The sequence below is a fragment of the Gordonia gummivorans genome (genome assembly GCF_022513585.1).
Taxonomy (GTDB): Bacteria; Actinomycetota; Actinomycetes; order Mycobacteriales; family Mycobacteriaceae; genus Gordonia.
The window spans coordinates 195,463-217,043 of sequence record NZ_JAKWBF010000002.1 but is presented as its reverse complement, the minus strand read 5'-3'; the positions used below and the strand labels follow the sequence as shown (position 1 = coordinate 217,043).

Annotated in this window: 17 protein-coding genes; 12 read left to right on the top strand and 5 right to left on the bottom strand. The window is 66.3% G+C overall.

What is annotated here, in order from left to right; translation table 11 throughout:
• Positions 1-54: 54 nt before the first annotated feature.
• The gene (locus MKW15_RS02830) at positions 55-726 is read left to right on the top strand and encodes a GntR family transcriptional regulator (protein WP_240855978.1); all 672 of its coding nucleotides are present in this window, start codon (positions 55-57) and stop codon (positions 724-726) included.
• A gap of 3 nt (positions 727-729) precedes the next feature.
• On the opposite strand, the gene xylB is transcribed toward MKW15_RS02830, so the two are convergent.
• From xylB to MKW15_RS02815, 3 genes are read right to left on the bottom strand one after another with little or no spacing between them, the layout of a single operon-like run.
• The gene (gene xylB / locus MKW15_RS02825; RefSeq protein WP_240855976.1) at positions 730-2,103 is read right to left on the bottom strand and encodes a xylulokinase; all 1,374 of its coding nucleotides are present in this window, start codon (positions 2,101-2,103) and stop codon (positions 730-732) included.
• Positions 2,100-3,566 (bottom strand): mannitol dehydrogenase family protein, encoded by a 1,467-nt coding sequence (locus tag MKW15_RS02820; protein ID WP_240855974.1) that lies wholly within the window; start codon positions 3,564-3,566, stop codon positions 2,100-2,102. The genes xylB and MKW15_RS02820 overlap by 4 nt, the downstream gene beginning before the upstream one ends.
• Positions 3,563-4,651, bottom strand: a complete 1,089-nt coding sequence (locus tag MKW15_RS02815) for an NAD(P)-dependent alcohol dehydrogenase (RefSeq protein WP_240855972.1) — start codon at positions 4,649-4,651, stop codon at positions 3,563-3,565. The genes MKW15_RS02820 and MKW15_RS02815 overlap by 4 nt, the downstream gene beginning before the upstream one ends.
• Positions 4,652-4,731: 80 nt before the next feature.
• Between MKW15_RS02815 and MKW15_RS02810 the strand changes: the two genes are divergently transcribed.
• From MKW15_RS02810 to MKW15_RS02790, 5 genes are read left to right on the top strand one after another with little or no spacing between them, the layout of a single operon-like run.
• Entirely contained in the window at positions 4,732-5,772 is a 1,041-nt protein-coding gene (locus tag MKW15_RS02810) for a sugar-binding transcriptional regulator (RefSeq protein ID WP_240855970.1), read from the top strand.
• Entirely contained in the window at positions 5,769-7,160 is a 1,392-nt protein-coding gene (locus MKW15_RS02805) for an ABC transporter substrate-binding protein (protein ID WP_240855969.1), read from the top strand. Before MKW15_RS02810 ends, MKW15_RS02805 begins: the two co-directional genes overlap by 4 nt.
• 2 nt (positions 7,161-7,162) lie before the next feature.
• Positions 7,163-8,122 (top strand): carbohydrate ABC transporter permease, encoded by a 960-nt coding sequence (locus MKW15_RS02800; protein WP_240855968.1) that lies wholly within the window; start codon positions 7,163-7,165, stop codon positions 8,120-8,122.
• A complete protein-coding gene (locus MKW15_RS02795) occupies positions 8,122-9,003 on the top strand; it encodes a carbohydrate ABC transporter permease (protein WP_240855967.1) in 882 nt (293 codons plus the stop codon). Before MKW15_RS02800 ends, MKW15_RS02795 begins: the two co-directional genes overlap by 1 nt.
• A 50-nt stretch (positions 9,004-9,053) precedes the next feature.
• Positions 9,054-10,160, top strand: a complete 1,107-nt coding sequence (locus MKW15_RS02790) for an ABC transporter ATP-binding protein (RefSeq protein WP_240855966.1) — start codon at positions 9,054-9,056, stop codon at positions 10,158-10,160.
• A 256-nt stretch (positions 10,161-10,416) separates the two neighbouring features.
• Here MKW15_RS02790 and MKW15_RS02785 read toward each other — a convergent pair whose 3' ends face one another.
• Positions 10,417-11,361, bottom strand: coding sequence for a hypothetical protein (locus MKW15_RS02785; protein ID WP_240855964.1), 945 nt, complete (start codon positions 11,359-11,361; stop codon positions 10,417-10,419).
• A 99-nt stretch (positions 11,362-11,460) separates the two neighbouring features.
• Here MKW15_RS02785 and lspA point away from each other — a divergent pair, with 99 nt between their 5' ends.
• The 6 genes from lspA (at position 11,461) to MKW15_RS02755 (ending at position 20,434) form a co-directional block, all read left to right on the top strand.
• On the top strand, positions 11,461-12,036 hold the full coding sequence (gene lspA, locus MKW15_RS02780) for a signal peptidase II (protein ID WP_462476163.1): 576 nt from the start codon (positions 11,461-11,463) through the stop codon (positions 12,034-12,036).
• Positions 12,029-12,955, top strand: coding sequence for an RluA family pseudouridine synthase (locus MKW15_RS02775; RefSeq protein ID WP_240855960.1), 927 nt, complete (start codon positions 12,029-12,031; stop codon positions 12,953-12,955). Before lspA ends, MKW15_RS02775 begins: the two co-directional genes overlap by 8 nt.
• Positions 12,956-12,995: 40 nt before the next feature.
• On the top strand, positions 12,996-14,489 hold the full coding sequence (locus tag MKW15_RS02770) for a serine/threonine-protein kinase (RefSeq protein ID WP_240855958.1): 1,494 nt from the start codon (positions 12,996-12,998) through the stop codon (positions 14,487-14,489).
• Positions 14,490-14,781: 292 nt separating this feature from the next.
• Positions 14,782-18,324 carry a DNA polymerase III subunit alpha gene (gene dnaE / locus MKW15_RS02765; protein WP_240855957.1) on the top strand — a complete coding sequence of 1,181 codons (3,543 nt, stop codon included), beginning with the start codon at positions 14,782-14,784 and terminating at the stop codon, positions 18,322-18,324.
• A 51-nt stretch (positions 18,325-18,375) separates the two neighbouring features.
• Positions 18,376-20,073, top strand: a complete 1,698-nt coding sequence (locus MKW15_RS02760) for an NAD-binding protein (protein ID WP_240855953.1) — start codon at positions 18,376-18,378, stop codon at positions 20,071-20,073.
• A 118-nt stretch (positions 20,074-20,191) separates the two neighbouring features.
• The gene (locus tag MKW15_RS02755; protein ID WP_240855952.1) at positions 20,192-20,434 is read left to right on the top strand and encodes a hypothetical protein; all 243 of its coding nucleotides are present in this window, start codon (positions 20,192-20,194) and stop codon (positions 20,432-20,434) included.
• A gap of 21 nt (positions 20,435-20,455) precedes the next feature.
• Here MKW15_RS02755 and MKW15_RS02750 read toward each other — a convergent pair whose 3' ends face one another.
• On the bottom strand, positions 20,456-21,424 hold the full coding sequence (locus MKW15_RS02750) for an SMP-30/gluconolactonase/LRE family protein (protein ID WP_240855951.1): 969 nt from the start codon (positions 21,422-21,424) through the stop codon (positions 20,456-20,458).
• Between the last annotated feature and the right edge of the window lie 157 nt (positions 21,425-21,581).

Sequence of the window (21,581 nt, the reverse complement as noted above, 5' to 3'; positions counted from 1 at the left end):
TAGGGCCAGAAGATGATAAATTAGCGCAATGGTTTCAGGATCGGAGACAGTCTCATGAGCAATGCGGGCCGTCTTGTCGGCGATGCGAGTTCCGCGGTGCTCAAGCAGACCGCAGCGCAGGAGATCCGTCGGCAGATCTTCTCCGGACAGATGAAGCCGGGGGCCAAGGTCGACCAGGACGCCCTGGCCGAGCGACTGGGCATGAGCAAGCTGCCGGTGCGGGAGGCGCTGATCGCTCTCGCTGGCGAGGGCATCATCGAGACCATCCCGCGTCGAGGGGCATTCGTTGCCGACCTCACGCGCGCGGACATTCGGGACCACTACTGGATGCTGGGCGTCATCTCCGGACTGGCTGCCGAGCGGGCATCGGTCAACCTCACCGATGAGGAACTGGCTGAACTCACGGCCTTGGCCGATCGGATGGAATCGACCGATGATCTCCTCGCCATGGAGCGACTCAACTTTCAGTTCCATCGGCTCATCAACCTGGGCGCACGATCGCGTCGCCTGGTCGCCGAACTCAAGCTGCTCAGTGGCGCGATTCCGTTGGGCTTCTTCGACTCTCATCCGGAGTCGGTCGCGTCGTCGTTGCGTGATCATCGCGAGATCGTCGATGCGCTCGCGTCCCGCTCGCCCGGTATGGTGCGCACCTTGACCGAGGGGCACTTCCTTCGCGGTGGGCATCGAGCGGTGGCGCAGCTGGAGGAGCGAGGTTTCTGGGCGTAGGTGTCACCCCATGGCGGCCCGGTAGCGCTCGTACACCTCGGGTGTCGGTGTGGCTGTCAGTGTCGTGGTCTCGACCTTCCACTCCGGGAGGTCACCGGTCAACGCCCACGTGGCCTGACGAGCCGCGCCGAGCGCCACGTACTCGCCGTCGGCGGGAAGAGTGATCTCACCGCCGAAGAGGGCAGGTGCGATCGCGCGCACCGCAGTTGATTTCGCGCCGCCACCGACCATGGTGCATCGCTCGACGGACACACCCTGCGCCTCGATCTGCTCCCGGCAATACACCAGCGAGCAGAGCAAGCCCTCGACCGCCGCGCGTGCGACGTGGGCCGGGCTGAAGTTGGCGGCGGTGATCCCGGAGAGTGTGCCGGTGGCGTCGGGGAGGTTGGGGCTGCGTTCGCCGGCCAGGTAGGGCAGCAGGGTCAGCCCATCGGAGCCCGGAGGCGCCGACAGGGCCAGTTGTGCAAAGGTGTCGAGGTCGACGCCGAGTGCGCGGGCGGTGGCGGCCAGCACCGGCGCCCCGTTGAGAGTGCAGACCAGAGGTAGATGTCGTCTGGTCGCGTCGGCGAAACCCGCAACGATGCCGGACGGATCAGCGGGCGCGACGTCGGTGACGGCGCTGACCACCCCGGAGGTGCCCAGCGAGATGATCACGTCGCCGGGCCCGGCATGCAGACCCAGCGCGGCAGCCGCGTTGTCGCCGGCGCCTGCTCCGACGACGAGACCCGTGGGTGTTTTACCGGCCGCCTCCCCGGCATCGACGACGCGGGGAACCAGAGGTTCACGATCGCGAAAGGCCATGCGCAGCAGATCTGTTCGGTACTGTCCGGTCGCGGCGCTGTAATAGCCGGTTCCGGAGGCGTCGCTGCGATCGGTGGTCAACGTCGCGATGTCGCCGCTGCCGGACAGACGCCAGGTCAGCCAGTCGTGCGGCAGGCACACGGCGGCGGTCGCGTCGGCGTGCTCGGGTTCGTGGTCGGCGAGCCAGCGAAGCTTGGTTGCGGTGATCGAGGCGACGGGGACGACGCCGACCGCCTTCGCCCATGCCGATGGCCCGCCAAATTCGGAGACGAGATCGTCGGCGGCGGTCGCAGATCGGGTGTCGTTCCACAGCAATGCGTCTCGGACCACGCGGCCTGCGTCGTCGACGCACACCATGCCGTGCTGCTGGCCGGCGACCGAGAGTGCAGAGACATCGTGGAGACCACCGGCCTTCGTGATGGCCGAACACAAGGCGTCCCACCAATGGTCGGGATGGATCTCGGTGCCGTCGGGATGTGGTGCGCTGCCGGTGCGGATCACCGCGCCGGTGTCGGCGTCGCAGATCATCACCTTGCAGGACTGGGTCGACGAATCGATTCCGGCGACGAGCGTCATGACAGCAACTCGGTCAGGGTGGCGCGAGCACCCTTGGTACGCAACGACTCCAGCGTCCGCACGTAAGGCGTGGTGAACGCGTCGTGGTCCGCCAGGTCGCCGAACAGCGACTGCTCGCGAACAAAGGCCAGCGGCTCGGTGATCGACTGCCGCGCCAGGGGCACCAGCCGATCGGCCAGTGGGTCGTCGACCGCGATGGGGTTACCACTCTCGTCGAGACCCTCGGCGTACCGGGTCCAGCTGGCGACTACGGCTGCAGCGAGATCGACGGAGCCGCCGTCGGCGAGCCGGTCCCGAATTACCGGGACCAGCCACTTGGGAATCCGATTCGACGAATCCTGACACAGCCTGGCGATGGTGTCGGCGATGGCCGGATTGGCGAAGCGTTCCAGCAGTGTGTCGATGTAGTCGTCCGCATCGACACCGGCCAGTGGCTGCAGGGTCGGCTTGCCCTCCTCGGTCATATAGCGGCGCAACAGGGTTCGCAGGTCGTCGTCGACCGCGGCGTCGTGCACGTAGCGGTAGCCCAGCAGATGGGCGAAGTAGCAGAGTGCCTGATGCCCCGCGTTGAGCAGCCGGAGCTTCATCAGCTCGTACGGCGTGACGTCCTCGACCACCTGCACACCTACCTGCTCCAGAGCCGGTCGCCCGCAGGAGAAGTCGTCCTCGAGGACCCACTGTGTGAACGGTTCGGCCACCACCGGCCAGTTGTCGACGATGCCGGTCCGCGCCGTCACCTCGTCGGCCAGGTCCGCCGGCGTGGCGGGGGTGATCCGGTCGACCATGGAGTTCGGAAACCTTGTGTGATCGTCGATCCATGCCGCCAGTTCGGCGTCGCGCAATCGGGCGTAGGCGAGGAAGGTGGCCCGGGCCATGTGGCCGTTGCCGGCAATGTTGTCGCAGCTCATCACCGTGAACGACTCGATGCCACGGTCCCGTCGGCGGGAGAGTGCCTCGGTCACCAGGCCGAAAACCGATGTCGGAGGCTTGTTTTCGCTGAGATCAGCGACGATCTCCGGGTTGTCGGCGTCGAACTCGCCGGTCGATGCGGAGAAGTTGTAGCCGCCCTCGGTGACGGTGAGCGACACGATGCGGGTGCCGGGATCGGCCAATCGCTCGATCACGGCCTCCGGATCGTCGGGGGCGTACAGGTAGTCGACGATCGACCCGATCACCGAGGTCTCGACCGCCCCGTCCGGATGTTTGAGCGTCAGTGTGTACAAGCCGTCCTGCGGCAGCAGCGCATCGCGCATCCGTTCGTCGGCCGGACGTACGCCGACGCCGCAAATCCCCCAGGCGGGGTCGGATCCCAGGAGACGATCGAGGTACATGGCCTGGTGGGCGCGGTGAAACCCACCGACGCCGAAGTGCACGATGGTCGGCCGAACCTGACTGCGGTCGTAGCCGGGGGTGGGGATGTCGGTGATCGACGGGAGGGTGGCGTTGGACAGCGGGGTGTTCACGAAACGGCCTTTCGAGCGGCTGGCGGGGTGTCGGGGTGATGCGAGAGTTGCGGGTGGACAATGGCTTTGATCATCCCGGGCACGCGGTCTGATTCGAGGGCCGCTGCGGCGTCGGCGAGTCCGTAGTGCCCGGTGACCATCGCGTCGAGGTCGACGGCCTTCGAGGTCACCAGCGCTCGGGCAATCGGCCAGGTGTTGGCGTAGCGGAAGACGCCGGTCAGGACGATCTCGCGATTCTGGATGAGCGACACCGGGAGGTCCATGCTGTCGGCGCCCATGCCGACGAGCACGGCCCGCCCTCCTGGACGTAGGGCCGCCAGGCCGCCGCGCACCGCGGCGGGAACCCCGCTCGCGTCGATGAACGCATCGAATCCGGTGACCGAGTCGGTCGGGGACACCGCCTCGGTGGCACCGAAATCGTACGCACGCGAACGGCGGTCGGGATCGGGCTCGCTGATGGTGATACGGGAGACGCCCGCCGCGCGAGCCACCTGCGCGCACACCAGGCCGATGGGGCCGGCCCCGGCGATGAACACGGAGCCACCGAGCCCGACTGCTGCTTTCGCCACGGAGGCAATCCCCACCGACAACGGCTCGAAGAGTGCGGCGGCCTCGTCGGTCACGTCGTCGGGAACGGCGTGGGCGAAGGCCGACCCGATGGTGACGAAGCCGGCGAGGGCGCCGTCGACGGGGGGAGTGCCGAAGAACCGCATGTGCGGGCAGAGGTTGTAGTCGCCGCGCATCGATTCGGCGCTCATCGGGTCCGGGCGCTGCGGCTCGATGGACACTCGCTCGCCGATGCGCGCTGCGTCGACGCCTTCTCCGACGTCGACGATCACGCCTGCGGCCTCGTGCCCGAGGACCAGCGGGTTGCGGACGACGTGGTCGCCGATGCGGCCCTCGCGTAGGTAATGGGTATCGGATCCGCAGACACCCACGGCGCTGACCTGCACCAACACGTCCCCATGGCCTGGTGTCGGCACGGGTCGCTCTTCGACCTCCAGGCGGAGATCAGGCCACAGGACCGCCGCCTTCATCGTTTGCTGCTCGGCGTCACATTCGGAATCGACTGTTGCGTAGCTCATACAGCGAATGCTAGCGTACTGAGCATATGAACCGCTAGTGAGCAAATGCTCAACCAGTTCAAGTGGATGGAGCTCAGCACGTGGCAGCGCGAGAGCAGATGGCCGAGGAGTCCCCGTCTCGACCGGCGGGACACAAGCCAGGGGCCCGCGGCGGCGCCGACACGGGACAGGACCTTCGCCTGCTCGTCCGAGCGGCCACGATGTACCACCTCGAGGGATTGACGCAGGCCGAGATCGCCGGGCGGCTGGGCGTGTCCCGGCCCACGGCGGGGCGCCTGATCCAACGGGCCCGCGCGCAGGGCTTGGTGCAGGTCTCGGTGACGGCTCCGGCCCACCTGTCCTCCTCGATCCACACCGACCTCGAGCGCCAGGTCGAACGACTCTTCGGTCTGGACGAGGTGCTCGTGATGGACGAACCCGCCGACGGTACTGCGTCGGGCAACGCCGCATTGGGCCGCGCGGGCGCATCCGTGCTCGCACGACGTATCCAGCCCACCGACACCTTCGGATTCACCTGGGGCCCAGAGCAGGTGGCGGTCGCCGACGCGATGGGGGGAGCGGCAAGCTGCCAGCGGGTGGTGCAGATGGATGGCTCGATGACCTCGGTCGACTACCACACCGGCGTCGACCATGCTCTCGCACGCTTCTCCGAGCGGCTGCATGCTCAGCCGCTGCGCTTGGTGGCACCGCTGTACGTCGACCCGGAGACCGTGGCGGCACTGCATCGTGATTCGATTCTGTCCCAAGCACTTTCCGCGGCTCGGGGTGCACAGGTGATGCTGTTCGGCGTGGGATCGGTGTCCACCTCGACCACGCTATTCGAAGGTGCCTACATCGACGCGATCGTGCTGGACGAACTCGTCGAACTCGGTGCAGTCGGCGAGATCGGTGGGCGGTTCTATGGCAGGGACGGCAACCCGGTGGATTCGACTCTGGTCGAACGCACCGTGTCGGTGTCGCTCGACGCCATCCGGGCGTGCCCCACGTCCATTCTCGTCTCCGGCGGCGCTCACCGGCAGGAGTCCATTCTCGGTGCGCTTCGTGGCGGTTACGCGACCATTCTGGTCACGGACGAACCGACCGCGGAATGGCTTGTCTCACAACAGGAAGGTCAGCTATGAGATCTCCACGACGGCAGGTGACGCAATTGCCGCGCCGCATTCTCCACAACGGCCGGACCGCCTTGGTCGCGCTGTGTGCGGCCATCGCCCTGGTGGCGACCGGGTGTGCCGGCGCGGGTTCGCTGACCGGAGGCGGCGGGCGTGAGGTCACGGTCGCCATGGTCTCCAACTCTCAGATGCAGGACGCGGTCGCGTTGTCGAGCCAGTTCGAGGAGCAGAATCCGGGCCTCAAGGTCCGCTTCGTCACCCTTTCCGAGAACGAGGCGCGCGCCAAGATCACGGCGTCCGTCGCCACCGGCGGAGGTGAGTTCGATGTCGTCATGATCAGCAACTACGAAACCCCGATGTGGGCCGAGTACGGATGGCTGGTCAATCTGACGCCCTACATGAACGCCGACCCGACCTATGCCGCCGACGACTTCATCCCGACCCTCAAAACCGCACTGTCATATCAGGGTTCGATGTACTCGGCGCCGTTCTACGGCGAGTCGTCGTTCCTGATGTACAACAAGAAGCTGATCCGCGAGGCCGGTGTGTCGCTGCCCGCCCAACCGACGTGGCCGCAGGTGGCCGAGGCGGCGGCGCGGCTCACCAACGACCGCACGGCGGGAATCTGCCTGCGCGGCAAGCCGGGTTGGGGCGAGGTGCTGGCACCGCTCAACACGGTCATCAACGCCTTCGGCGGCCGCTGGTACGACGAGAACTGGAACGCGCAGCTGACGAGTCCGCAGGTGGAGGCCGCGGTGCAGTTCTATGTGGACACGGTTCGCAAGTACGGGGAGGCCGGTGCGTCGTCGTCGGGCTTCCAGGAATGCGGAAACCTGATGTCGCAGGGCCAGGTTGCGATGTGGTACGACGCGACGTCGGCGGTGTCGGTGCTCGAGAGTCCCGACACCTCCACCATCGCAGGCGATGTCGGCTACCTGCCGGCGCCCAGCATGGCCAAGAACGACAACGGCTGGCTCTACACCTGGTCGCTCGGCATCCCGTCGAGCAGCGAAAACCCGGACGACGCCTGGAAGTTCATCAACTGGATGACCAACCGGAACTACATCGAGCACGTCGCCGACAAACTCGGTGCGAGCCACATCCCGCCGGGCAGCAGGCTCTCGACTTACCAACTCCCGGCGTATCAGAAGATATCGGGTCCGTTCGCCGAGCCGACCCTGCAGGCCATGCAGGCGGCCAACCAACAGAAGCCGACGCTCGACCCGGTCCCGTACACCGGCATCCAGTTCCTGGCCATCCCGGAGTTCCAGGACCTCGGAACACGTGTCAGCCAACAGATCTCGGCTGCCATCGCGGGTCAGATCAGCGTCCATGACGCCCTCGAACAGGCGCAGCAGTATGCCGAGGTCGTGGGCAAGACCTACCAGAGGGAGCGTTAGACATGGCCACCGCAGTATCCACCCGCGACGAGCAGGTCCCGCCCGCCGATCAGGCGCCGCTGACCTCGCGGCGCGACCACATCAGCCGCGCCGAGGGCTGGCGCAGGCGCGGTCCGCTCCTTCCGGCCCTGATCTTCATGATCGTGGTCACCCAGATCCCGTTCGTCTTCACGCTCTACTACTCCACGCAATCATGGAATCTGGTGCGGCCCGGTTCGCGGGCCTTCGTCGGCCTCGACAACTATGCCGCGGTCTTCGCCGACAGCCAGTTCTGGCGGGTCACCGCGAACACGATCGTGCTGATCGTCGGAACCGTCATCGTCTCGGTGTTGCTCGGACTGATGTTCGCGCTGCTGCTGGACCGGAAGTTCCTGGGCCGCGGTGTGGTTCGCACGCTGCTGATCACACCCTTCCTGGTGACCCCGGTGGCATCGGCCCTGCTCTGGAAGACCAGCCTGCTCTCACCCACCAATGGTCTGGTGAACTGGGCATTGAGTCCGTTCGGCATCCACACCGACTGGCTCTCGGAGTTCCCGCTGATGAGCGTGATGGCCGAATTGGTGTGGCAGTGGACGCCATTCATGATGTTGCTGATCCTGGCCGGTCTCCAGTCGATGCCTCGCGACATCCAGGAGGCCGCCCGGGTGGACGGGGCGACCAGCTTCCGGCTCTTCCGTGAGCTGACGCTGCCGCACCTGCGACGCTTCATCGAACTCGGTACCGTCCTCGGCGCGATCTATTTGGTCAACACCTTCGACGCGGTCTACATGATGACCTCCGGCGGACCCGGGGTGTCGAGTTCCAACCTGTCCTTCTACATCTACCAGCGCGCCTTCCTCGGATTCGACATCGGGCAGGCGGCCGCGATGGGTGTGGTCACGGTGATCGGCACGATCGTCGTCGCCACCCTCGCCCTGCGCCTGATCTTCAAGTCATTCACCGGAACAGAGGAGCCGGCCTGATGAGCACCGACATCCGTCCCGACACACCCACCACGACCGCGCACGTGCGGCCGCAGGACATCGAGAAGCAGCGCAACCCGCGCCAGATGGCACTGACCGCGGTGACCTGGATTCTCGCCATCGGGTTCTTCTTCCCGGTGCTGTGGATGGTGCTGACCGCTTTCAAACAGGAGAGCGACGCGGCGACCAATCCGCCGACCTTCATCTTCGCTCCGACCCTGCAACAGTTCCGCGACGTCTTCGACGCGGGAATCGCCACGCCGCTGCTGAATTCGCTGTTCGCGACCATCGTCTCGACGATCCTGGTGTTGCTGCTCGGCGTGCCGGCGGCGTTCGCGCTGTCGTTGCGGCCGGTGCGCAAGACCAAGGACGCGCTGTTCTTCTTCATCTCCACCAAGATGCTGCCGATCGTCGCCGCCATCATCCCGCTGTATGTGATCGTCGGGAAGATGGACATGCTCGACAACATCTGGACCCTCGTGATCCTGTACACGGCAATGAATCTGCCGATCGCGGTGTGGATGATGCGCTCGTTCTTCCTCGAGGTGCCCGGCGAACTGCTCGAGGCCGCGAGCATCGACGGTGCCAGTCTCTGGACCTCGGTGCGCGAGGTGATCCTGCCGCTCATCTCACCGGGAATCGCTGCGACAGCGCTCATCTGCGTGATCTTCTCGTGGAACGAGTTCTTCTTCGCCGTCAACATGACCGCGGTCAACGCGCAGACGATGCCGGTGTTCCTCACCGGATTCATGTCCGGGCAGGGCCTGTACTGGGCCCAACTGTCCGCGGCCTCGGTCCTCGCTGCACTCCCGGTCGTCATCTGCGGCTGGATCGCACAGAACAAACTCGTCCGCGGCCTTTCCTTCGGCGCCATCAAGTAATCGACGCCCGACCTTCCCCTTCACACCCCACACTCACAGGAGCAGTCACCATGGCATCCATCACCTACGACAAAGCGTGCTGCGTCTATCCCGGCGCCGACAAACTGGCCGTCGACTCACTCGATCTCGACATCAACGACGGCGAGTTCGTCGTCCTGGTCGGGCCGTCCGGGTCGGGCAAGTCCACCGCCCTGCGGATGCTCGCGGGCCTCGAGGACATCGACTCCGGTCAGATCCGCATCGGCGGCGACAACATGGTCGGCGTCGCACCCAAGGACCGCGACATCGCGATGGTCTTCCAGAACTACGCGCTCTATCCCAACAAGACGGTCGGCGAGAACATGGGTTTCGCGTTGAAGATGCGCGGCGTGTCGACCGAAGAGCGCACCAAGAAGGTCGCCGACGCGGCAAAGCTCCTCGACCTCACCGACTTTCTCGACCGGAAGCCGGCGAAACTATCCGGCGGTCAGCGTCAGCGAGTCGCCATGGGACGGGCCATCGTTCGCGAGCCGCAGGTGTTCTGCATGGATGAGCCGTTGTCGAACCTCGACGCCAAACTGCGCGTGCAGACTCGCACCCAGATCGCCGCGCTGCAGCGTCGCCTGGGTACCACCACCGTCTACGTCACCCACGATCAGGTCGAGGCGATGACCATGGGGGACCGGGTTGCTGTTCTCAAACATGGCGTGCTGCAGCAATTCTCCACTCCGACCGAGCTCTACGATCGACCAGTCAACGCCTTCGTCGCGGGATTCATCGGATCGCCCGGAATGAATCTGTTCACCGCACCCGTGACCGATGGCCAGATCTCCATCTCCGGTTCGGTGATCCACGTCGACGAAGAATCGAAAGCCGCGCTGCGGAATTCGGGGATTTCCTCGGTGATCGTGGGCATCCGCCCCGAGCACCTGGAACTGTCCGACGAAGGCCGCGGACTCGCCGCCGACGTCGCACTGCTCGAGGAACTCGGCAGCGAGACCTATGTGTATGCATCTGTTGCGGATCAGTCGATCCGCAACCTCGACGGGGAACCCATGATCCTGGTTGCGCGGTCGCACGAGCGTGCGCCGGCCAAGCGCGGTGATGGCGTGCGTCTGCACCAGTCCGACCGTGCGGTGCACCTGTTCCACCCGGAGAGCGGCGAACGCTTGGTGTGACGTCGGTCGTCAGCCTGCCGGTCCAATCCGCTCCCTGAGCTCGCCCCCGCTCCCTGAGGTGCGAGCTTGCGAGCCTCGAAGGGCTGGTGACCGTAGCTACTTGGTCTCGGAATTGCCCTGTCTCACCAGGCCCTTCGAGGCTCGTCGACTTCGAGACGCTCCCTGCTCGTACCTCGCATGGGGCTCCTCAGCCCGGCGGCTTGCGCTCCTCACACCTCAGGGAGCGGAGAAAACTCGCTCCGCTCGCACCGTCGAGTCAACGCGAACGCCAGGTGAGAGTGAACCCGGTCTGCTGAAGCAGTCGCTGCGACGCGTCGGCGCCGACGAGTTCCCGTGCCCCGCGGTAGGTCGCCGCGCCGTCGACGGGGAGACCGCGCGTCAGGTCGACGGTCTCCGTGCCATTCCCGGTGAAGCTGTAGCGCGCGATCGTCAGCGTTTGATTGCCGCCGGGGATCGCGAACACCGAGTTGATCGGTGATTCGTCGACCGTGTAGGTGACCGTGAGCCGGTTGCCCTCCCACGCGGTCAGTTTCGCCTCGATCGTCTGGGTGACGGTTGCGGCGGCGCTGATCACCCGCTCGGCGCGCCAGGTCGCGCCCACGGCGATCGGCACCGTCGGCAAGGGAACCGACCGGGTGAACGCCCCGATCATCGCCTGCTCGATGGCGAGGCGGGCTTCGGGGCCCGACGAGTCGGTCGGCATCAGACGCAGCGAGATCGGCACCAGGCCGGGGGCGATCGCCATTCCCGCGTGGCCGCCCGCGGCCGGCGCCAGTTGATCGTTGAGAGTCGGATCGGGAGAGGTCACCGTCCCCAGGTCCATCTCGAGGTCGGTGGGATCTGTGCAGTGGAATCGTGCGGTGAGCGGCAGGTCGACGGTCTGGGCCTGCGTCGAACCCGCGGAGGCGACCGACGAGGTGGTGACCACCGTCGCCTGCTGGGCCGAATCCCGATCGGGAGTGGCCGCGGGTACCCGCCGTTCGCCGTTCCCGAAACCGGTCACGGTGACCTTCACCGGCGGGATCGGGATCAGGTTCACTTTGTCTCGATCGGAGGTGTTCTCCGTCGCGCAGCCACCATCGGAGGCCGACGAGGTGTCGTCGTCGCCGTCGGAACCGCAACCCGCGAGCAGGACGCCCACCGTCATCAGGGCCGTGAGAGTGGTGAGGACACGCGGTGTGGGGCGGTGGCGGCGGGACACGGCAGCCAGCGTATGCGACCCATCATGGATGATGAGGTGGTGGATGACGTTGCACCAGATCCTTCCGCCGACACTCGCGGCGGCCGTTCGAGGCGAGTGATGCTGACCTTGCTCGCGGTCGCGCTCACCGTGGTGGGTCTGGATCTGCTGACCAAGACGCTCGCCGTGGAACTGCTCGAACCGGGTGTTGCGGTGCAGGTCATCGGCGACAACGTCGAACTCTGGCTGGTCCGCAACAGCGGCGCGGCCTTCTCGATGGCGTCCGGCTACACCTGGATTCTCTCGATCATCGCGCTCGTGGTGGTCGTCGTGATCGTGCGATACAGCGGCCGGTTGCGATCGGCCTGGTGGGTCCTGGGCCTCGGCATGGTGCTCGGCGGCGCGATCGGCAACCTCATCGACCGGATCTTCCGCGCGCCACAACCACTGCAAGGCCACGTTGTCGACTTCGTCAAGGTCGGTTGGTGGCCGGTGTTCAACGTCGCAGACTCGGCGGTCGTGTGCGGCGCGATCCTGCTGGTGGTGCTCTCGGCCCTCGGGTACGACTACGACGGCACGCGGACCGGCTGGGCGGCGCGGCACAGTCGCGGCGACGAGAACGGCGGCGACGAGAACGGCGGCGACGTCTCACCGTCGGAGAAAGATGCCCAGACAGGAGACGGCAGCCATGCGTGAGTCACGGTTGGTGCCGGTTCCCGACGGTCTCGACGGGATGCGGCTCGACGCCGGGGTCGCCCGGATGCTCGGACTGTCCAGAACGGTCGTCGCGGGTCTCGCCGACGACGGCGACGTGACGGTCGACGGGATCGCGGTCGGCAAATCACACCGCCTCGCCGCCGGCACGATGCTGCACGTGACGCTTCCGGAGCCGGACGAGCCGCTGCAGATCGAACCGACACCGGTCGAGGATCTCGAGGTCATCTACCACGACTCCGACATCGTGGTCGTCGACAAGCCGGTGGGGGTGGCGGCACATCCGTCGCTCGGGTGGAGCGGCCCGACGGTCATCGGCGCTCTCGCGGCGGCCGGCTACCGGATCTCGACGTCGGGCGCGCACGAGCGGCAGGGCATCGTGCACAGACTCGACGTCGGCACGTCCGGTGTCATGGTGGTCGCGGTCTCCGAGCGTGCCTACACCATCCTCAAGCGGGCATTCAAACAGCGGACCGTCGACAAGGGATACCACGCGCTCGTACAAGGCCATCTCGATCCGCCGTCGGGCACCATCGACGCACCGATCGGCCGCCATCGCGGCAACGACTGGCGCTTCGCCGTGACCGCGAACGGCAAACCGAGCATCACCCACTACGACACCCTCGAAATGTTCGCGTCGGCGTCGTTGCTCGACGTGCATCTGGAAACCGGTCGTACGCACCAGATTCGGGTGCATTTTTCGGCGCTGCACCATCCGTGCTGCGGTGACCCGACCTACGGCGCCGACCCGGTCCTCGCCAAACGCCTGGGCCTGGAACGACAGTGGCTGCACGCCCGTTCGCTGGCCTTCGCTCACCCGGCCGACGGCCGGCGTGTCGAGTTCACAAGCGACTATCCGGCCGATCTGCAACACGCGCTCGACGTCCTCCGGGCGACCTAATGAGATGAAACCTGACGGGGGTTCTCGGTAGCCTTGGAGGGTGCTGGAGCCGGGAACATCCGTCGCCGGGTATCGCATCGAGCGGGTACTCGGCAGTGGCGGGATGGGTGCTGTCTACCTGGCTCGCCATCCCGAACTGCCGCGGTCGGATGCACTGAAGGTCCTGTCCGCGTCGGGCGGCGCGTCGGATCAGCAGTTCCGGCGCCGATTCCTGCGCGAGGCAGAGGTCGCGGCGACTCTCGATCATCCGAATATCGTCACCGTGCACAACCGCGGACGCGCCTCCGTTCCGACCGGCGACTCGGCGGCCGGTCGGGATCTGCTCTGGATTGCGATGCAGTATGTGCCCGGGACCGACGCCGCGCGTGAGGTCGCCGCCAAAGGCCGACTCGATCCGCGGCGGGTGTCGCACATCGTGACCGAGATCGCGCATGGGCTTGACTACGCACACCGACGCAATCTCCTGCACCGCGACATCAAACCGGCCAACATCTTGCTGTCGACCAGCGAGCCGGAGGACGACGCCGACGAGCAGCGGGTGGTGCTGGCAGACTTTGGTGTCGCCAAGATCACCGACGATGTCGAGGGACTCACCTCCGTCGGCACGGTCCTGGCAACGCTCTCCTATGCGTCACCAGATCAATTGTCCGGAGAGACCCTGGACGGCACCACCGACCAGTACTCGTTGGCGGCCACGGCTTTCCACCTGCTGGTCGGCAAGGTTCCCTTCGACGACCGCGACACCGGTGCGGTCATCGCAGCTCACCTGAAATCCCCGGTGCCCAGGGTGTCGGACGCGACGAGCGGTGTCAGTCCGGCGGTCGACGCCGTCATCGCCAAGGCCATGGCGAAGTCGCCCGGTGCCCGGTTCGGGACGTGCCGGGAATTCGCCGACGCCCTCGCAGTCGCCGTGCGGCCACGGCCGGCGAGGCCCGCGCCGCGGCCACCGCATCCGGCGCCCCGGCAACATGAGCCCCGGTTTCCGCAACCCGCTGCGCACGGCCCGCGTCGCCCCGGAGCTCCGGGGATCCCGGGTCCACCCCGCGTCGGGCCGCCGCCGCGACGGCAACCGCCGCCCGCCGGCCCACGACCCGGCGACGGATCTCGACATCGCGACGCTCCCCGCAGTGGTGATCCTCGCCGTGGGGAGTTGACGGCGTGGCAGCAGACCCAGGTGTCGCCCAACGCGGTGCCGTCGGACCCGGTTCGTCGTCGGCAGACCGACGACCATGTGAGTGCCCCACCGCGCGACCCGGTGCGGCCGCCCCCTTCAGCACCGAACCCTTCTGCACCGAACCCTTCTGCACCGAACCCTTCTGGCCCGCTGCACGCCGGACCGAATCGTGGTGGTGCGCCGCCGACCATTCCTGGTGCCTCCTCGGGCCCGCTCGATCGTCGTCCGGCGGTACCCCCACCGCCGCGCGCACCGCAGGCCCCACCGTCCACCGGACCCGATCCGGGGGTGATCATCGCCATCGTCGCGGTCGTGCTGCTGATCCTGGTGACGGCGATCGTGCTCGGTGTCGTGCTCTGATCCGAAGAGTCGGTGACCACCGCGCCAGGAATCGAGTTGAATTGGAGAACGCGAGTGCTGCAGCACGCGCGTTCTCCAATTCGGCACCGGTTGTCGCGAGCCGACTCGGTTTCGGGCCCGGATTGAACGTCACGGTGGCCACATCTGTCACGGCCCGCCGCGCCTGTCCGTGAGTGTCGGCACGAGGACATACAGTGGACCAGGCTTTCCGTGACGCCGCGCTCCGCGGGGCCGTCGTATCCGGAAAACCCGACCTGGAACACTGGCAGTCCGACGAAGCAGAAGGGGCACCGTGACCGATTCGTTCGTTCACCTGCACAACCACACCGAGTACTCGATGCTCGACGGTGCCGCCAAGGTGTCGCCGCTGTTCGCGGAGGCCAAACGGCTGGGGATGAACGCGATCGGCATGACCGACCACGGAAACATGTTCGGCGCCAGCGAGTTCTACAACACCGCGGTCAAAAACGACATCAAGCCGATCATCGGTATCGAGGCCTACATCGCTCCCGGCTCGCGATTCGACACCAAGCGCGTGACCTGGGGTACCCGCGACCAGAAGGGTGACGACGTCTCCGGTAGCGGTGCCTACACGCACATGACGATGGTCGCCGAGAATGCGACGGGGCTGCGCAACCTGTTCAAGCTGTCGTCGCTGGCGTCCATCGAGGGTCAACTCGGCAAGTGGGCCCGGATGGACGACGAACTCATCGCGCAATACGCCGAGGGCATCATCGCCACCACCGGCTGCCCGTCCGGCGAGGTGCAGACCCGCCTGCGTCTCGGGCACGAGCGAGAGGCGCTCGAGGCGGCCGCGAAGTGGCAGGAGATCTTCGGCAAGGAGAACTTCTACCTTGAGCTGATGGAGCACGGACTCGAGATCGAGCGTCGTGTTCGCGAAGGGCTGCTGGAGATCGGCCGCAAGCTCGGCATCAAACCGATCGTCACCAACGACTGCCACTACGTCACCAAGGACCACGCCGCGGCGCATGAGGCCTTGCTGTGTGTGCAGACCGGCAAGACGCTCACGGATCCGACCCGGTTCAAGTTCGACGGCGACGGCTACTACCTCAAGTCGGCGCAGGAGATGCGCGACCAGTGGGATTCGGTGGTCCCCGGTGCCTGCGACAACACCCTGGAAATAGGCGAGCGGGTGCAGAGCTACTCCGACGTCTTCACCCATCGCGACCGGATGCCGGTCTTCGACGTCCCCGAGGGGGAGTCGCAGCAGACCTGGCTGCGCAAGGAGGTCGCCAAGGGCCTCGCCGAACGGCGGTTCCCCGGACAGCCGGTGCCGCAGGACTATTCCGAACGCGCCAACTACGAACTCGATGTCATCATCCAGATGGGGTTCCCCGCCTACTTCCTAGTGGTCGGCGATCTGATCCGGCATGCGCAGGAAGTCGGTATCCGGGTCGGTCCGGGCCGCGGTTCGGCGGCGGGGTCGCTGGTCGCCTGGGCGTTGGGCATCACCAACATCGACCCGATCCCGCACGGACTGCTGTTCGAGCGATTCCTCAATCCCGAACGTGTGTCGATGCCCGATATCGACATCGACTTCGACGACCGTCGTCGCGGCGAGATGGTGCGTTACGCCACGACGCGGTGGGGAGTCGACAAGGTCGCCCAGGTCATCACCTTCGGCACCATCAAGACCAAGGCCGCCATCAAGGACTCGGCCCGAGTCCAGTTCGGCCAGCCGGGATTCGCCATCGCCGACCGCATCACCAAGGCCCTGCCGCCACCCATCATGGCCAAGGACATCCCGGTGTGGGGCATCACCAATTCCGAGCACGAGCGGTTCAACGAGGCCGCCGAGGTTCGTGCCCTCATCGAAACCGATCCGGACGTCAAGAAGATCTACGACACGGCACTCGGACTCGAGGGGCTGATCCGCAACGCGGGTGTCCACGCGTGTGCGGTGATCATGTCGTCGGAGCCGTTGACCGATGCCATCCCGGTGTGGAAACGCGCTCAGGACGGCGCGATCATCACCGGCTGGGATTACCCGTCGTGTGAGGACATCGGCCTCCTCAAGATGGACTTCCTCGGTCTGCGCAACCTGACCGTCATCGGCGATGCCCTGGAGAACATCAAGACCAACCGCGGCGTCGACCTCGACCTCGACGCCCTGCCGCTCGAGGACACCAAGACCTACGAGCTGTTGGCCCGCGGCGACACGCTCGGCGTCTTCCAGCTCGACGGTGCGGCGATGCGAGAACTCCTGAAGTTGATGCAGCCCACCGGTTTCGAGGACATCGTGGCCGTGCTCGCGTTGTATCGCCCGGGTCCGATGGGCGTGAACGCGCACACCGACTACGCCAAGCGTAAGAACGGTCTGCAAGACATCAAGCCGATTCATCCCGAGCTCGAGGAGCCGTTGAAGGAGATCCTCGCCGAGACCTACGGTCTGATCGTCTATCAAGAGCAGATCATGCAGATCGCGCAGAAGGTCGCGGGCTACTCGCTCGGACAGGCCGACCTGCTCCGTCGCGCGATGGGTAAGAAGAAGAAAGAGATCCTCGACGAGGCATACGACGGCTTCGCGGAGGGCATGCGCACCAACGGATTCTCCCAGGGAGCCATCACCGCGCTCTGGGACACGGTGCTCCCGTTCGCCGGCTACGCGTTCAACAAGTCGCACGCCGCCGGCTACGGACTCGTATCGTTCTGGACGGCCTACCTCAAGGCGAACTATCCCGCCGAATACATGGCCGGTCTGCTGACGTCGGTGGGCGACGACAAGGACAAGGCCGCCATCTATCTCTCGGACTGCCGCAAGCTCGGGATCACCGTGCTGCCCCCGGACGTCAACGAGTCGCAGCGCAACTTCGCCGCCGTCGGCACCGACATCCGCTTCGGGCTCGCGGCGATTCGCAACGTCGGAAGCGGCGTGGTCGGCTCGATCCTCACCGCGCGCGACGACAAGGGCAAGTTCACCAGCTTCTCGGACTATCTCGGGAAGATCGACGTCACCGCCTGCAACAAGAAGGTGACGGAGTCGCTGATCAAGGCCGGTGCCTTCGATTCGCTGTCGCATCCCCGCAAGGGGCTGTTCCTGGTGCATGGCGAGGCGGTCGAATCCGTGCTCGGCACCAAGAAGGCCGAGGCGATCGGACAGTTCGATCTCTTCGGCGATGCCGGCGGCGCCGATGAAACCATGGCGGAAGTCTTCGCCGTCAAGGTGCCCGACGAGGAATGGGATTCCAAGCACAAACTCGCCATCGAACGAGAGATGTTGGGACTCTATGTCTCCGGGCACCCGCTGAGCGGCGTCGAACATGCCATCGCCGCGCACACCGACACGTCGATCACCACCCTTCTCGAGGGCAACATCGCCGACGGGGCACAGATCACCATCGGCGGCATCATCTCGTCGGTGACGAGACGGGTCAACAAGAAGGGCGAACCGTGGGCTGCGGTCACCCTCGAGGACATGGTCGGTGGCGTCGAGGTGTACTTCTTCCCGCGGGCCTTTGCGGCGTACGGGATGGACATCGTCGCCGACAACATCGTGCTCATCAAGGCACGGGTGAACCTGCGCGACGACAGCATGATGATCAGCGCCAACGATCTGGCCGTGCCGGATCTCAGTGCCGCAGGCGCGAGCAAGCCGGTCGCGCTGACGCTGCCCGCTCGCCTGTGCACCCCCGACCGGGTCCAGGCACTCAAGCAGGTACTCACTCGGCATCCGGGCACGGCCGATGTTCACGTGACGCTGATCAGCGACGAACGTCAAACACAGCTGCGGCTCACCGAGTCGCTGCGGGTGACGCCGAGTTCGGCGCTGATGGGGGATCTCAAGGCGCTGCTCGGGCCTAGCTGCCTCAGCTAGGGCGTGTCGTTCACCATGCACGACGACCCGTCCGCTGAGTAGTCTCTACCGATGGACGCGAACGTCATCGTGCACGGCGACGACGCACTGACCAGGCGGATTGTCGAAGAGCTGTCGAGTGCGGGCAGCGCCACCACGATGATCGCCGCAGCCGCCGACCTCGCAGCGGTGGATGTGCAGGCCGCGACCGCAGTGGTATGCGCTGGCTCCGACGATGCCGTGAACCTCGAGATCGCTTTGCTGGCAAGACAACTCAACCCGCAGGTGCGGGTGGTGACCCATCTGTCGAATCGAGTGCTGCGCGAAGCGGTGGCGCACGGCAACGGTCCGGGTGCGGTGCTCGACGTCGCCGAACTGGCCGCTCCGTCAGTCCTCGAGGCCGCTCTGGCGCGCACCACCCACTCGATCACGGTGGCCGGGACGGAGTTCGTGGTGTCCGGTGCGGGTGCCCCGCGCACCGGGACGCTACGTGAGCTCTACGGGGACCTTGCGCCGGTCGCGGTCATCCGCGGGGAGTTCGCTGCGTCTCCGGGTGCTGTGGTGGCCTGCCCGGGCCGCGACCTGATGGTCGCCGAAGGCGACTGGGTTGCGATGATCGGTACCGCAGAAGAGCTTGCCGGACAGAGCATCTCGACCGAGCATCCGCTGCGGGCCGCTCATCATCGGCCGCGCGGTCCGATGCGCGTGGCACAGGCCGTACGGGACTTCCGCGATGACGTCAACCCGAATTTGTTTCGCGCACTAGGGGTCTCGTTCACCCTGCTCATCGGTGCGACCCTGCTGCTGCGCTACACATACGACAAGCCGGGCATGAGTTTCGTGGACGCCCTGTACTTCTCGACCGAGACGATTGCCACGGTCGGCTACGGCGACTTCAGCTTTGTCGATCAGCCGACGTGGCTGCGATTGTTCTCCATCGTCCTCATGTTCGCCGGCGTCGGGACCACCGCGATCCTGATGGCCTTCGTCGCCGATCTCCTGCTCTCTCGGAGGTTGGGTCAGTCCGCGGGTCGGCGTCGGGCGCGACAGTTCACCGGTCATGTGATCGTCGTCGGGCTCGGATCGTTCGGCATTCGGGTCGCCGCCGACCTGCGGCAGCTCGGATACGACGTCGCCGTCGTCGAACGCGACCAGTCCAACCGTTATCTGTCGACTGCCGCCGATCTCGGTGTTCCGGTGATCTTCGGCGACGCGACGGTACGCCAGACCCTCGACGACGCGCGCATCTCGAGTGCGTCGGCGGTCGTGGTTCTGACGCAAGACGACATGGTCAATGTGGAGACGGGCATCGCGGCGCGCGAAGCGCTCGGCGTGCGCTGGTCGGGGTCGGCCGACGCACCCGGTGTGCCCGTGGTGCTGCGGGTATTCGACCACGCGCTCGGCGACGCGGTGGCTCGGCGTTTCGGCTTCGCGCATGTCCGGTCGACCGTGGAACTGGCGGCACCCTGGTTCATCGGCGCCGCACTCGGCCTCGACGTCTCCGGCACGTTCTCGGTGGGGCAGCGGTCATTCATGGTGGGTGGGGTCTCGGTGCGCGCCGGGAGTGCGCTCGATGGCGCGTCGATGTCGGATCTGCCGACGCAGACGCGGGTGATCGCCATCGAGAGCGCGAACGGGGAGGTCGTCGAGCATCCTCGGCGCGACGATCGTCTTGCCGCAGGCGACACCGCGTACCTGGTCGGTCCGTACCACGAGCTGCTGGCCACCCTGCAGCGCGGCACCAGGTCCGCCGACGCTCACGGCGTGTGATCTCCGAACATCCACGGATAGTTTTCGGGTAGCCGAACATTTCTTTTCGACATCGGTTACAGTGGTGTTCTAGCCCGCCGCATCCAAGGAGACGTCGATCACCACGCTCATCCAGATCGTGAATCCGGTCGTCGGACGTCGTGGCGATGCGCCCACCGTGAATGTTGCCGGCGTGCAGTGGCCGTTTCACAAGGTGGCTGCCGTCGTCGTGGGTATTGTCGCGGCACTCATGACCCTGATCGTGACGCAATCGGGTCAGGCCACGATGTGGGTGACCGCTCTTGCCGTCCTGGCCGTCTGGTGGGGCACCCGACTTCCCGCCGTCGCAGCGTTGGCCGTCCGGTTCCGACCGTCGGAGTAGCACCCCAAATTCCGCGCCCGGTCAGCGGGTGGCGGGTATCGCCGCCGTAGCGCCTGCGCTGAACCCGCCCGGAATCTCGTAGATCCGACCGTCGAAGCCTGCGCGGAACAGTCGTCCAGACGAGAAGCCGCGATCGCCGCGTCCGTAGCTGACGACGCTCGACAGCGGCATTCCTGACGCGAGTACGCAATAGCGACCCGGTGAGGTGATCCGGACGACCTCACCAGCAGCATTGAACGGGACGATCGGACGGCCGCGCGCGTCGAGGGTGAGGCCGTCGGGTGTCGCGTTGCCGCCGACCGACAGCAGGCTCTGCACCACTCGCGGATTCGTTGTCGAGATGCGGCTGACGCCGGGGTTGACGAAGGTGCGTGACACGTAGAGCCAGCGATCGTCGCGGCTCAGAACTGCACCGTTGGCGCTGGGAAATGTCGCCCACCCGGCCTGCACGAATCCGTTCGGGAACACTCGGCCGATCAGGTTGCCGAAGTCGTTGGTGGCGTACACGGTTCCGCGCGCCGAGACGTCCATGCCATTGGCCGCGGACAGGCCGCCCACCCAGGGGCGGATCGCGAGATCGGTGATGTTGAGTCGCGCGATGCCGGCGTGTCGCAGGGTGTCGCCGACGATCACACGGGGGTCGGCTCCATATCCGACGAGCAGCGTGCCGCCGGGAGTCCAGGCGAGCGCGCCGGCTCCGCTTCCGCCGGGTACGCGGGCGATCGGGATCGCCGGTGCGCCGGGCCGGTCGAGCCGATAGACGCGGCCACTGAACAGATCTGTGGTGTAGAGCCGTCCGCCGGCGTCGACGGTGAGCCCTTCGAGGGCGGCTCCCGGGACGCTGCCCACGAGTCGTGGTGGTGTGGCGCCGGGACAGGGCGCGGCCGATGCGGGCGCCGAAACGACTGCGGCGGCGAGACCTGCGGTCACCGTGACGCCCGCGAGAATGGCTCCGAGACGTGTGCGAAGGGAGGTGGGCCGGTGTGTCATGACACTCCAAGCGTTGTCGGGTGGACCCGAAGTTGCTGGTCCGTGACGGGCTTCGGTGGCGCCGCGGTCTTCAGTCGCCGACAAGAACCCATGACCGTTGCCAGTGTAGGCGCCGGACTTTGTCGCGATACCGCGATTCGTCGGGCTCGACCACGCA

What these genes read in the sequence shown, in the direction of transcription:
- MKW15_RS02830 (WP_240855978.1), top strand. Translation starts at nt 55, where the DNA reads ATGAGCAATGCGGGCCGTCTTGTCGGCGATGCGAGTTCCGCGGTGCTC.
- xylB (WP_240855976.1), bottom strand. Translation starts at nt 2,103, where the DNA reads ATGACGCTCGTCGCCGGAATCGATTCGTCGACCCAGTCCTGCAAGGTG.
- MKW15_RS02815 (WP_240855972.1), bottom strand. Translation starts at nt 4,651, where the DNA reads ATGAGCTACGCAACAGTCGATTCCGAATGTGACGCCGAGCAGCAAACG.
- MKW15_RS02805 (WP_240855969.1), top strand. Translation starts at nt 5,769, where the DNA reads ATGAGATCTCCACGACGGCAGGTGACGCAATTGCCGCGCCGCATTCTC.
- MKW15_RS02800 (WP_240855968.1), top strand. Translation starts at nt 7,163, where the DNA reads ATGGCCACCGCAGTATCCACCCGCGACGAGCAGGTCCCGCCCGCCGAT.
- MKW15_RS02795 (WP_240855967.1), top strand. Translation starts at nt 8,122, where the DNA reads ATGAGCACCGACATCCGTCCCGACACACCCACCACGACCGCGCACGTG.
- MKW15_RS02790 (WP_240855966.1), top strand. Translation starts at nt 9,054, where the DNA reads ATGGCATCCATCACCTACGACAAAGCGTGCTGCGTCTATCCCGGCGCC.
- lspA (WP_462476163.1), top strand. Translation starts at nt 11,461, where the DNA reads ATGCTGACCTTGCTCGCGGTCGCGCTCACCGTGGTGGGTCTGGATCTG.
- MKW15_RS02775 (WP_240855960.1), top strand. Translation starts at nt 12,029, where the DNA reads ATGCGTGAGTCACGGTTGGTGCCGGTTCCCGACGGTCTCGACGGGATG.
- MKW15_RS02760 (WP_240855953.1), top strand. Translation starts at nt 18,376, where the DNA reads ATGGACGCGAACGTCATCGTGCACGGCGACGACGCACTGACCAGGCGG.
- MKW15_RS02750 (WP_240855951.1), bottom strand. Translation starts at nt 21,424, where the DNA reads ATGACACACCGGCCCACCTCCCTTCGCACACGTCTCGGAGCCATTCTC.